At 63.7% G+C, this 12,351-nt stretch carries 10 protein-coding genes and 1 pseudogene; 1 reads left to right on the top strand and 10 read right to left on the bottom strand.

Annotated elements, in window-relative coordinates:
* From HCZ87_RS21010 to HCZ87_RS09570, 7 genes and pseudogenes are all read right to left on the bottom strand, one after another.
* Nucleotides 1-165: pseudogene (locus HCZ87_RS21010) on the bottom strand (glyoxylate/hydroxypyruvate reductase A); the annotation flags it as partial.
* Nucleotides 166-205: 40 nt separating this feature from the next.
* The gene (gene rodA, locus HCZ87_RS09595) at nucleotides 206-1,345 is read right to left on the bottom strand and encodes a rod shape-determining protein RodA (RefSeq protein ID WP_167643537.1); all 1,140 of its coding nucleotides are present in this window, start codon (nucleotides 1,343-1,345) and stop codon (nucleotides 206-208) included.
* Entirely contained in the window at nucleotides 1,342-3,288 is a 1,947-nt protein-coding gene (gene mrdA / locus HCZ87_RS09590; protein WP_167643536.1) for a penicillin-binding protein 2, read from the bottom strand. The genes rodA and mrdA overlap by 4 nt, the downstream gene beginning before the upstream one ends.
* Nucleotides 3,285-3,824, bottom strand: a complete 540-nt coding sequence (locus HCZ87_RS09585; RefSeq protein WP_167643535.1) for a rod shape-determining protein MreD — start codon at nucleotides 3,822-3,824, stop codon at nucleotides 3,285-3,287. Before HCZ87_RS09585 ends, mrdA begins: the two co-directional genes overlap by 4 nt.
* Nucleotides 3,817-4,764, bottom strand: coding sequence for a rod shape-determining protein MreC (gene mreC, locus HCZ87_RS09580; protein WP_167643534.1), 948 nt, complete (start codon nucleotides 4,762-4,764; stop codon nucleotides 3,817-3,819). The genes HCZ87_RS09585 and mreC overlap by 8 nt, the downstream gene beginning before the upstream one ends.
* Before the next feature lie 57 nt (nucleotides 4,765-4,821).
* Nucleotides 4,822-5,868: a rod shape-determining protein gene (locus tag HCZ87_RS09575; RefSeq protein WP_167643533.1), complete on the bottom strand. Its 1,047-nt coding sequence runs from the start codon at nucleotides 5,866-5,868 to the stop codon at nucleotides 4,822-4,824.
* A gap of 192 nt (nucleotides 5,869-6,060) precedes the next feature.
* Nucleotides 6,061-6,813, bottom strand: coding sequence for a glycoside hydrolase family 104 protein (locus HCZ87_RS09570; RefSeq protein WP_167643532.1), 753 nt, complete (start codon nucleotides 6,811-6,813; stop codon nucleotides 6,061-6,063).
* Nucleotides 6,814-6,923: 110 nt separating this feature from the next.
* Between HCZ87_RS09570 and HCZ87_RS09565 the strand changes: the two genes are divergently transcribed.
* A complete protein-coding gene (locus HCZ87_RS09565) occupies nucleotides 6,924-7,706 on the top strand; it encodes a 23S rRNA (adenine(2030)-N(6))-methyltransferase RlmJ (RefSeq protein ID WP_167643531.1) in 783 nt (260 codons plus the stop codon).
* Nucleotides 7,707-7,828: 122 nt separating this feature from the next.
* Here HCZ87_RS09565 and HCZ87_RS09560 read toward each other — a convergent pair whose 3' ends face one another.
* From HCZ87_RS09560 to HCZ87_RS09550, 3 genes are all read right to left on the bottom strand, one after another.
* Nucleotides 7,829-9,250 (bottom strand): sulfotransferase, encoded by a 1,422-nt coding sequence (locus HCZ87_RS09560; protein ID WP_167643530.1) that lies wholly within the window; start codon nucleotides 9,248-9,250, stop codon nucleotides 7,829-7,831.
* Between the two features lie 148 nt (nucleotides 9,251-9,398).
* Nucleotides 9,399-10,970, bottom strand: coding sequence for a 2-isopropylmalate synthase (locus tag HCZ87_RS09555; RefSeq protein ID WP_167643529.1), 1,572 nt, complete (start codon nucleotides 10,968-10,970; stop codon nucleotides 9,399-9,401).
* Nucleotides 10,971-11,301: 331 nt separating this feature from the next.
* Nucleotides 11,302-12,339, bottom strand: a complete 1,038-nt coding sequence (locus HCZ87_RS09550; protein ID WP_167643528.1) for a hypothetical protein — start codon at nucleotides 12,337-12,339, stop codon at nucleotides 11,302-11,304.
* Nucleotides 12,340-12,351 lie beyond the last annotated feature (12 nt).

Below are 12,351 nucleotides of genomic sequence, written 5' to 3'. Positions count from 1 at the left end.
ATCCTGCACCGGGGAATTGGGCGCATAGACGATATAATCCACCTCTTCCGGTGCAAAATCCTGACGCAGATCCACCGTGAGCCCGGCATCGGCAAAAGCATCCTTGAGCGGGCTCTCGTAGGTGTCCCAGCGGTCGGGATGGGCGGCGAAGAGGACATTGATCATCGGGCTTGGGCTCCGTTTGTCGGGCGTGGGAGGCGGGCGATCAGCGCGGGCGGTGGACGTTTGCGCTCTGGATGATGCCAAAGGCGGCGAGCAGCACCAGCATCGCCGAGCCGCCATAAGACACCAGGGGCAGCGGCACGCCGACAACCGGGGCGAGGCCCATCACCATCGACATATTGACCGCAAAGAACAGGAAGAAATTGAGCGCGATCCCAAGGGTTACAAGCGAAGAGAACCGATCCTTGGTGGAAATCGCGGTGGCGACGCAGAACACGATGATCAGCACATAGATCGACAGGAGCGTCATGCCGCCGACAAAACCGAACTCTTCGGCCAGGGTGGTAAAGATGAAATCGGTGTGTTTTTCCGGCAGGAAGTTCAGCCGCGACTGGGTGCCCTGCATGAAGCCGCGCCCGGACCAGCCGCCGGAGCCCAGGGCGATTTTCGACTGGGTGATGTGATAGCCCGCCCCCAGCGGATCCTGCGAGGGGTCAAGGAAGGTGTCGATCCGGCGGAACTGATAGTCCTTGATCAGCTGCCAGGGGGTGCCGCGGCTCTCAAACACGGTGACGACCAGCCCGACGGCGGCGCTGATCACCGCAACGAAATAGGCCCAGTGAACCCCGGCAATGAACATCACGCCACCGCCGGCGGCCAGCAGCAGGATCGAGGTGCCAAGGTCCGGCTGTTTGAGCACCAGAAAGGTCGGCACCAGGATCAGCAGCACCGGCAGAAACACAAAGAGCGGCTGCGAGGTGCGATTGGCCGGCAGCCAATCGTAATAGGCGGCCAGCATCATCACCAGGGTGATCTTCATCAGCTCCGAGGGTTGCAGACGCACCGGGCCAAGCTCGATCCAGCGTTGCGCGCCCATCCCGACGGAGCCAAAGAGCTCCACCGCGAGCAAGAGCAGAAGCGCGGTGGAATAGGCCAGCACCGAGATATTGCGCCAGAACCAGATCGGCACCATGGCCACCGCAAGCATGACGCCGATGCCAAGAAGAAACCGTTTGAGCTGTGGTTCGAGCCAGGGCGAGATGGAGCCGCCCGCCACCGAATAGAGCATCAAAAAACCGACGCTGGCCGCCGCTGCAAGCAAGAGCACCAATGGCCAGTTCAGATAGAGGATCTTGCGCAGGCCGGTTGGGGTCGATTTGGCGTGATACTCAAGATAGCTCATGCCTGGTCATTCCCGCTCTCTTGTCTGCGTTTCAGCCGCTCGCGTTCCAGCCGCTCCTGCTGGGCTTCGATCTTGCGGCGATCCCCGGCGGGGTAGGCCTCCAGCGGCGGGGTGCCGTTGTAAAGCGCCTGCAAAAGCACATCCCGCGCGATGGGGGCCGCGACGGAGGAGCCGCCGCCGCCGTGTTCCACCACCACCGCAACCGCGTATTTGGGTTTGTCGAAGGGGGCAAAACAGACATAGAGCGCATGGTCGCGGCGCTCCCAGGGCAGATCCCGGTTGCTGATCACCCCGGCGGCGCGCTCGGCTGCCGTGATGTTGCGGACCTGGCTGGTGCCGCTTTTCCCGGCCATGCGCACACCATCGGCGATGATGCGTGAACGATAGCCGGTGCCGCGCCGGTTGTTGCTGACCGCATACATGGCCTTGCGGACATCGCGCAGATGAGCCTCGGAAATATCCAGCGGCTCGCCCGCGCCGGAGGGTTCCTCGACGCCGTCAATCGACTTGATCAGGCGTGGCGTGACGCTGCGCCCGGAGGCGATCCGGCCGCACATCACCGCAAGCTGCAGGGGCGAGGCCAGGATATAGCCCTGACCGATCGAGGCGTTGACGGTATCGCCGACCAGCCACTCCTGACCATGGACGCGGGATTTCCACTCCCGGTTGGGGGCCAGCCCGGCCGCGACCGCCGACATCGGCAGGTCGTGGCGAATGCCCAGCCCCAGCTTGTTTGCCATCTCTGAAATCTTGTCGATCCCGACTTTGATGGCGAGGTCGTAGTAATAGACGTCGCAGGATTGTTCGAGCGATTTCAACAGGTCAACATGGCCGTGCCCGGCGCGTTTCCAGCAGTGGAAACGCCGCCCGGAGACCTCCAGGTGACCTGGGCACCAGGCGGTTTCCTCGGGGGAGACGACCCCGTTTTCCAGCCCCGCGAGCGCCGTCACCATCTTGAAGGTCGAGCCGGGCGGATAGGTGCCCTGCACGGTCTTGTCGGCCAGCGGGCGATAGGGGTCTTCGGTCAGGCTGCGATAATCGGCGACCGAGATCCCGCGGACAAACAGGTTGGGGTCAAAACTGGGGCTGGAGCAAATGGCGCGCAGATCGCCGTTTTCCACATCCAGGATCACGGCGGCAGCGCTTTCCTGTCCGAGGCGCGCCTGCACGTAGCTTTGCAGCTCCGCATCCAGCGTCAACTGCATGTCGGCGCCTGCCTCGCCTTCGCGCCGGTCCAGCTCTCGCATGACGCGGCCCATGGCGTTGACCTCGACCCGTTTGGCCCCGGCGGCCCCACGCAGCACCTTTTCCTGCTTGGCCTCAAAGCCGACCTTGCCGATCTGGAAGCGCGGGATGCGCAGCACCGGCTCCGGGTCCTCGATCTTGGAGAGATCATAATCGGAGACTGGCCCGACATAGCCCACCACATGGGCAAAATCACCGCCCAGCGGATAGACGCGCGCAAGGCCGACCTCGGGGGTGATGCCGGGCAGGGCGGGGGCGTTCACCGCGACCTTGGATATATCATCCCAGGAAATCTGGTCGACCAGGGTAATTGGCAGGAAGGGCGGCGAGCGGCGCATCTCGGTATGGGCGCGCTCCAGGTCTTCTTCATCCAGCGGCATAAGCCGGTTCAGATTGGCGATGACCCGCTCCACATCGCCCGCGTCCTCCGGCACCATCACGATGCGGTACGACGGGGTGTTCTGGGCGATAATCACGCCATTGCGGTCGAATATCTCGCCCCGGTTGGGGGCGATCAGGCGGATGTTGATCCGGTTTTCCTCGGCCAGCAGGCGGAACTGATCGGCCTGATCCACCTGCAAGAACCGCATGCGCGCGGCCAGCGCCCCGGCAAAGCCCAGTTGCAGCCCGCCGAGCAGCAGCGTGCGGCGGGTCAGCTTGCGGTGGCTGCTGTCTTGGTCCTTCGGGGTGCGTTTCAATGACGGGCTCCCAGGCTTTCTGCGTCGGCCGGTGACAGGCGGCGCACGCCAAACAGGCTCTGGCTCAGCGCCACGACGATCGGGTAGGTCACGATTGTCACGATAATCTGGAGCAGTACCAGAGCAATATGCCCCTGTTCCACTGCCAGCACGCTCAAAATTACGCGATTGAGCAGCCCTGCGCCGATGATCACCACGGCGACCGCAGACCATTCGCCCAGAAACGGGGTTTCGCGGCTTGCGGGCATGCGGGATTTCAGGAACTCGCAGGCCAAAAGCACCAGAAGCGCCCAGAGGCCGGGCGGGCGTTGCAGCATCAGATCGGCAAAGAACATCACCAAGGCGATCAACAGCGGCGGCACAAAATCGGGGCGGCGGAGCGACCAGGCCAGGGCGGTTGCGAACAACAGGTCCGGCGGGCTCCAGCGGCGGGGCAGGGTGTCCAGCGGCAGCAGCAGAAAGAACACGATCACCAGCGCCTGCGCGACAAAGACGGCGCGCATGAACCAGATACCGGCCGGGGTGGTCCTAGCCATTTTCGGCCTCACTGGCCGTTTCGGCGGGGCCGCTTTCACCGCCTAGCGAATCGGGCCGGGGCGGGGGCAGCATGTCATCGGGCATCGGCGCGATCAGGGCACCGGGATCGGTGATCGGAATGCTGCCCTGATGGCGCAGGACGCGCAGGAATTCCAGCCGCTCATAATCGGCGGACAGACGCACGCGCAGCCGCCCGGCGCGGTCCTGCGCCACCTGGCCGATCAGCAGGCCAGAGGGGAACACATGCCCGTCGCCGGAGGTCACAACCCGGTCACCCGGGCGCACAAGCTCCGGGTTTTCAACGAAATTCAGCAGTGGCGCGGCGGTGTTGTCACCGCTGACCAGCGCGCTTTGGCCAGAGGGTTGCAGCGTCGCCGGAACCGCGCTGGCGGCATCGGTCAGCAGGATCACCCGCGCGGTCTCCCGCCCGGTGCCGGAAATCCGCCCGACAAGGCCGATCCCATCCATCGCGGCCCAGCCGTCCTGTATGCCGTCCCGCGCGCCGACGTTCAGCAACACCGACTGGCGAAAGGGTGAGCCGCTATCGGCCATCACCACGCCGGTCACATAGGTGAGCTTGGGATCCAGGCGCACATTATTGAGGTCCAGCAAGCGGGCGTTTTCCTGCTCCAGCTGCAAGGCGGCTTCTTTCCAGGCGCGCATCTGGCGCAGTTCGGAACGCAGCTGCTGGTTCTGCTCAGAGAGGCGCTGGTAGCTTTGAAAATCTCGCAGCAGGTTGATTGTGCCGGTGACCGGCACCATCGCCCATTGCATATTGGGCACCACCGCATCCACCACCTGGGCGCGAAAGCGTTCGACCCGGGGGCTGTCGATGCGCCAGATCAGAAAGACAACCGCGAGGATCAGCGCCAAAAGCCCGACAAGCAATCGCTTGAGCGGGCCGGCATAATCTTCTCGCTGGGACCGGTCTTTGGCCAAGGCTCTCCTTTCAGCCGCGAGGACGCGCAAGGGCGCGCCCGATCAGGGCGACAGGTATCAGCTCTCGTAATCGATCGCGTGGCGCAGCTGCTTTTCGTATTCCAGCGCCTTGCCGGTGCCAAGAGCCACGCAGTTCAGGCTCTCGTCCGCGATGGAAACGGCAAGCCCGGTCTGTTCGCGCAGCGCCAGATCCAGATCGCCCAGCAGCGCGCCACCACCGGTGAGCATGACGCCCCGGTCAACGATATCCGCGGCCAGATCCGGCGGCGTGGTTTCCAGCGCGGTCATCACTGCCTCGCAGATCTGTTGCACCGGCTCGGCCAGGGCTTCGGCGACCTGCGCCTGGGAAATCTCGATCTCCTTCGGCACGCCGTTCAACAGGTCGCGGCCACGGATCTGCATCGACTGGCCACGGCCATCATCGGGCATGCGGGCGGTGCCGATGGAGGTCTTGATCCGCTCTGCGGTGGCCTCACCGATCAACAGGTTCTGCTGGCGGCGCAGGTAGGAAATGATCGCCTCGTCCATACGGTCCCCACCAACGCGGACCGAACGCGCATAGACGATATCGCCCAGCGACAGAACCGCGACCTCGGTGGTGCCGCCGCCGATGTCGACAACCATGTTGCCGGTCGGGTCGGTGATCGGCATGCCCGCACCAATGGCGGCCGCGATGGGTTCCGCGATCAGGCCAGCCCGGCGGGCTCCGGCGGCCAGCACCGAAGAGCGGATCGCGCGTTTTTCCACCGGGGTGGCGCCATGGGGCACGCAGACGATGACTTTGGGCTTGGAGAAGGTGGAGCGCTTGTGCACCTTGCGGATGAAATGTTTGATCATCTCTTCGGCGGTGTCAAAATCGGCAGTCACCCCTTCGCGCATCGGGCGGATCGCCTCGATCGAACCGGGGGTCCGGCCCAGCATCAGCTTGGCGTCTTCGCCAACCGCGAGCACTTTTTTCACGCCATCCTTGACGTGATAGGCGACCACGGAAGGCTCGGACAGGATAATGCCTCGGCCCTTGACGTAAACCAGCGTGTTTGCCGTGCCGAGGTCAATGGCCATGTCCGAGGTAAACAGACCGCCGAGATTTCCGAAGAGCGCCATATAAGTGGGATCCTGTGAGTTCTGCATTTATCTGACCGCGACTCTCTCGCCGGGTCGCAGATCTTGATCTTATAAGCAGCGCAGCCCTGCCGTGAAAGGGAGGAATCGGCTCCCCTAGCGTCTTTTCGCCGGTGGAGCCCCATATTTGGCTGCTCAGACCCGGGAACGGCGCGGCGCGGAGGCCAAAGCGCGTCAGCCGGAAAAGATCTCGTCCATCTGCGCCTTGAAGCTGGCCCAGGTCACAGTGGCGCGGTTGCCTGCGTAATTGTGGTAATAGGATTTGCCGCTGGAGGTCGGCAGCCCGGCCCAGATCTTGGCCAGGTTGTTCATGAATGCAGTCTGCGTCATCTCGCCCGCCTTATAGGCGGAGAGGCCGGCCTCTTCGATCAGCTGATGGGCCAGTTGATCCTGCAAGGCAGGAGAGAAGCGGCGGCCAAGCGGCACCTGCTGGTTGCTGGCAAGGCGTTTCAGGGTGGCCGGGATGAACTGATAGCGGCCGATCGCATGGGGCTGGCCCGGCGTGGCCTCGATCCAGCCATAGATTTCGCCCAGTGTCATGCGGGTCGGGTCGGCGGGCGGTTTGATCTTGGCGCCATGTTGCACCGCATCATAATCGGCGCGACCGGCCTCGGCGCTGGCGATGACATTCATGATTTCGGCCACGTCGATGCCAACCGCCGGGGGGGTGGCAAAGAGGCTGCCGCTGCTGCGGCCGCGAAACAGGCTGGCGGCCTGCGGGTTCAGCGACACTGCGCCATGGCCGGTGTCGTCATCCCCCAGTAAATCGGCAGTCGGCGCTGCGGGGACAGAGGTGCGCATGAAGAATCCGCCATCGCCGACCAGGGAATAGCCACCGGAATTGGACAGCACCGGCGTGGTCCAGGCGAGGGATAGCAGCAAGGGTGCGAGCAGCGCACCGGGGGTTGGGCTCGTTCTGAGGGACATCTGGACCTGCTTCTGCGGGCGTGTTCAGTTGTCAGACTGCCGGATCGGAGTTGAGATTTCGTTTAGAGAGCGGTCTTTCACGCCGATGAAATTGGCGCTAAGGGGGAAGCATGCTGTCCTATCAACATATCTATCACGCGGGCAATCTGGCCGATGTTCACAAACATGCCCTTCTGGCCTGGGTGCTGAACTATATGACCCGCAAGGATAAACCGCTGTGCTATCTGGAAACCCATGCGGGGCGGGCGCTGTATGATCTCTCCTCCGCCGAGGCGATCAAGACCGGAGAAGCGGCCAAGGGCATTGAGATCGCCCGCGACTGGTTCGGTGCCGATCACCCCTACCGGCAGGTGCTGGACGCCGTGACAGCCGCAGAGGGTGCGGGGCGCTATCCCGGCTCGCCCCGTGTGGCGTCGGAGCTTTTGCGCAAGGGGGACAAGCAGCATCTGGCAGAGCTGCACCCGCAGGAGGCACAGGCGTTGCGGGCGGCGATGGCAGGCCGGGGCGCCAAGGTGCATGTGCAGGACGGGTTTGAAATGGCCCTGTCGCTGGCTCCACCAGAGCCGCGCCGGGGGCTGCTGCTGATTGATCCCAGCTATGAAATCAAATCTGATTACAGCCGCATTCCCGGCATTATCGGCAATATCCACCGCAAATGGAACGTGGGTGTGATTGCCCTGTGGTATCCGATCCTGACGGAGGCCCCGCATCGCCCCATGCTGGCGGCGCTGGAACGTCAGGCGCTGCCCGGCGCGGTGCGGCATGAGGTGCGCTTTCCGCCAGCGCGCGAGGGGCATCGCATGGTGGGATCGGGTCTCTTTGTCGTCAACGCGCCCTATGGGTTTGACGCGGAGGCCGCGCAGCTTGCGGCACGGTTTGCCAGCCTGCGCTAGACAGGGAATGCCAGCGAGGGGGAGGCTCCCGCGCCTTTGCCCCGGATCAAAGATCCAAGACAAAGCCTTGGGCCCGGCGCCGCTGACGCGGCGCGGAGGCCGACGCGGGCCTTGGCGTAGTGTTACTGGGCAGCGGCCTCGGCGTCGCGCTGCTCCCACGCGCGGATCCATTGCCAGCCGCCGAGCGCCTCGATCATCGGGGCCAGCCCCGGTTCAAAGGGGCGCCATTTGTCGAGCCCGGACCGGTTGATACCTTCGCACACCTGGGTGATCGAGGCGGTGCGAACCTCCCTGTCATTGTCTTCGGGGCGCAGGCAGGCCTCTTGCCAGTCCAGCGACAGGTGATCGAGAAGCGCAGACAGCTGGCTCTGTGGTTGTTCGACAAGCGCGCGGTAGGACTGAAGCCGCAGCCGGGGGCCAAGGGCGCTGCGCAGCGCGTCGCAGGCGGCGTAATTGGCACGAATGTAGTGGCCGATCCACTCCATCCGGCGGGCGTAATAGTGCCCACGATGGAAGGTGTTGGACAGCAGCGAGAGCCCGACGTCGAGCGGATGGCGCAGCATGAACACAAAACGTGCCTCGGGCATGATGTCAGCCGCCCAGCCGAGCTCAAAGATATTCTGGGGCAGCTTGTCGATGATCACCGGGGCTGGTTGCGTCAACCTTGATTGGTTCATCTGAAAATAAAGCGCCCGCCCTTGCGCCAGCAGTTCTGCGGGCAGGGTTTCATGCATGTCCGACGTATCCGGCGACAGCCCGGCGGCAGCAAGAAGGCTGGCGCGGGATTGAATGAGAGCCGGGCTTTCGCCGACGCTGGCGACTGCCTCATGTTGGGTGAGCATGGTTTCCAGCAAGGTGGTGCCGGACCGCGGCAAGCCGGTGATAAAAACGGCCCTGGGGGATCTGGCCTGCGCCTCGGCCGACGGCAAGGGGAGGGGGCGGGCGTATGCCTTTTGCAGGATCGCAACCTTGCGATCCGTGGCCGCGGGATCATAATCGCCGCTTTGCAGCGCCTTGGAGCTGACAAAATGAGCCAGCGCTTGCGCCGGGGCGGAGGCGGCCAGGATCCGGCCAAGCGCATTATGCAGCCCGGCCCGGTCGGCCGCGCTGATGTCGCTGTCGCAGAGGCGGGTTTCCATCTGCCGGGCCTCGGCGCTGTCGGGGGCAAAACGCTCCACCTGGTTCAGGGCAAACAAGATGGGCAGGTGGCCGGGTTGCAGAGCCAGGGCGCGCTGAAATCCCGCCTTGGCCTCTGGCTTGTGGCCCAGCGTCAGGTGGCGCGCGGCGCGCTTGGCCCAGATGGCCGGATTCTCGGGCCACAGCTCCGCCATCGCGGAGAGCACCTCCAGCGCGCGGGTGGTTTGCCCCATCGCCCAGTAGCAGCCCGAGACCGCATCCAGCACCTCTGGCGTGGGGGGGCCGGTGGCGACATAGGGTTGCAAATGGCGCAGCGCTTGCTCGTATTGGCCGTTCTGTATCATGGACTGCACAAAGGCGGCAGAAAACGGCGGCAGGCTGGCTTGAGGGGGCGGGGTGTGAAGCATGAGTGAGGCGTGCTGTTCCAGTGTGTTCAAGTCTGTCGGGCAGCATCCCACATGATGGTAAAGAGAAGCTTTCGCAGCGCAGCAAAACGAAAAGCGGGGCGGGCCTGTGACAGCCCGCCCCGCTTGTGATTGCGCCTATATGTCGAGGTTATTCGACGTCCTTATAGGAAATCTCGCGCGCATCGGCGCCTTTGCCAACCTTGCCACGGCGTACAATCAGCCGGTTCAACGCGCTGATATAGGCCAGCGCCGAGGCAACCACCGTATCGGTATTGGCGCTTTCGCCGGTGGCGATGACGCCGTCTTCTTCGAGGCGGACAGAGACGGTGGCCTGGGCGTCGGTGCCCTCGGTGACCGCATGCACCTGATAGAGCTGGAGATGCGCATCATTGGGGTGGATCGCGCGGATCGCCTTGAAGGCCGCATCGACCGGGCCGTCACCCTCGGCGGTTGCGGTCACGTCCTTGCCTTCGACTTCCATCTCCACGGTGGCTTCGGCGGGGCCGCCGGTGCCGCAGACCACTTTCATCGACACCAGTTGCAGGTGATGGTCCTCGTCGCCACTGCTGCGCATCAAGGCGATGATATCGTCGTCAAAGACCTCTTTCTTGCGATCCGCCAGCTCCTTGAAGCGGACAAAGATGTCCTTGAGCTGGTTGTCGCCCACCTCAAAGCCGAGGTTGTTGAGCTTGTCGCGCAGCGCCGCGCGGCCGGAGTGTTTGCCGAGGGGCAGCGAGGTGCCGGAGAGGCCGACATCCTCGGGGCGCATGATCTCGAAGGTTTCCTTGTTCTTGAGCATGCCGTCCTGGTGGATGCCGGATTCGTGGGCAAAGGCGTTCTTGCCGACGATCGCCTTGTTGAACTGCACCGCAAAGCCGGACACGGTCGCGACGCGGCGCGAGATATGCATGATCTTGCGGGTATCGATGCCGGTCTGGAAGGGCATGATATCGTTGCGCACCTTCATGGCCATCACCACCTCTTCGAGGGCGGTATTGCCTGCGCGCTCGCCCAGGCCGTTGATGGTGCATTCGATCTGGCGCGCACCAGCCTCGACCGCCGCCAGCGAGTTCGCCGTCGCCATGCCGAGGTCGTTGTGGCAATGGGTGGCAAAGACCACCTCATCGGCGCCGGGCACGGTTTCGATCAGGCGACGGATCAGATCGGCGCTTTCGCGCGGGGCGGTATAGCCGACGGTGTCGGGAATGTTGATGGTGGTTGCGCCCGCCTTGATGGCGATCTCGATCACCCGGCACAGGTAATCCCACTCGGTGCGGGTGGCATCCATCGGCGACCATTGCACATTGTCCACCAGGTTGCGCGCATGGGTCACGGTGTCGTGGATCCGTTCTGCCATCTCGTCCTGGGTGAGGTTGGGAATCGCGCGGTGCAGCGGCGAGGTGCCGATAAAGGTATGGATGCGCGGGCGGGCAGATTTGCGCACGGCCTCGGCGCAGCGGTCGATATCCTTGAAATTGGCGCGGGCGAGGCCGCAGATCACCGCGTTCTTGGACCGCTCGGCAATCTCGCTGACGGCCTTGAAGTCGCCCTCCGAGGCGATCGGAAAACCGGCCTCGATAATATCGACGCCCATATCATCGAGCAGCTCGGCGATTTCGAGCTTCTCGTCATGGGTCATGGTTGCGCCGGGGCTCTGCTCGCCATCGCGCAGGGTGGTGTCAAAGATCAATACGTGATCCTGGTCGGTAACGCTGGTCATATCTAATGTCTTTCTTGCTCTGGTCCCCGAGGACGTCTGTTGCGGCGGTCGGGGGAAGGGGTCCAATCCATGGCGCGCATGCACATCCTCTGAGCGGGCGCGCCGGATGGCACGCTCAGAGGCGGATTAGGAGCAGTAGGCCACGCGAAAGCGCGCTGCGGTTGGCAGCGTCTGCAATCTGGATATCGGCGTACGTGGTCATGAGCCGATTTATACAGGCCATGTTGCGAATGGAAAGGGGCAAAATCCTCTGCGCTGCAGCAAAGCAGGTTTCTGGCTGCAAGCGTCGATGGATATTTAAGAAAAGGTGAAAGTGCACTGGCGAGTGGCGTTAGTCCAGCACGTCCTGCCAATACTGCTGCCAGCGGGCCTGGGTCGCGGGTTTCAGCGCGGCCTCGGGCAGGGCGGCGGGGGCGAGCTTCTTGAAATCCTGTTGCAGCTTTTCCGGGGCGCGAGAGGAGTGTTGCAGCATATCAAGGGCGATATTGGCCCAGACATCGCGCCCCTCGTTGGTGGGGGCCGCAAAAGCGCAGAGATAGGCGAGATAGCCAAATGCGGTGCCGCGCCCCAGCCCGTGGCGCAGGGCATAGGCCTTTGCCTTTAGCCTCAGAAGCGTTGGCGCGGGCGGTTCGGTGATCGCGGGCAAGCGCTGGGCAAGGGCGGTGTTGACGGGCGCGCCGGGCGGAAACATAACATCAAACCGACCGTGGTAGACATGGCGCATATAGCCTCTGTAGCGGGTTACCAGATCAGCGGCAAAGCGGATATTGTCGCGATTGGCCTGAAGCGCGGCGCTGAGGCAGAATTGTTCGATATCATCAAGCGGATCGCTGTTATCGACCTTATATGCCAGATTAATTGCGTGATTTATGATGTCGATTTGTGCCGGGGAGGCCCCAATCACGCCTGTGTCAAAGACCTCGGCACCCTGATCCGTTATCGCAAATTGGCTGTCCTGGCAGGCATCAACCCATGTGGCCCAGTCCGGCCGGGTGGAGACCCAGCCGTCGCGATCCTGGAGCAGGATCTGACCCGGGCCGCAGCGCTCAATGAGCGCGCGGGGGCTGGACGTGAAGGCCGTGTCCGTTGCCATCACACAGACCGGCGCGCCGGTCTGATCCAGCAGGTGGGCCAGCGCATGCAGCCGGGCCAGCGCGGGCGCGCGCCCGGTCAGGGTCCAATCAGAGAGCTGCCGGGGGGGCACGTCGACAGGCGTGACCGGCAGGTCGGGCCGTCGGTTCGCGGCATCGCAGAGCAACAGGATCTCGACGCCCTCCAGCCCGGATTTGAGCGCGGACAAGACGCTATACGAGAGTTCCTGCTGCGCCCGAGGGGCGTCGCCGGTCACCAGATAGGCGAGGGTGGCCATAGGTTTGGAGGC

This window comes from Phaeobacter sp. HF9A (assembly GCF_011806385.1).
Taxonomy (GTDB): domain Bacteria; phylum Pseudomonadota; class Alphaproteobacteria; order Rhodobacterales; family Rhodobacteraceae; genus Epibacterium.
The sequence above is the reverse complement of the archived record's forward strand: the minus strand, read 5'-3'. Positions and strand labels throughout refer to the sequence as shown.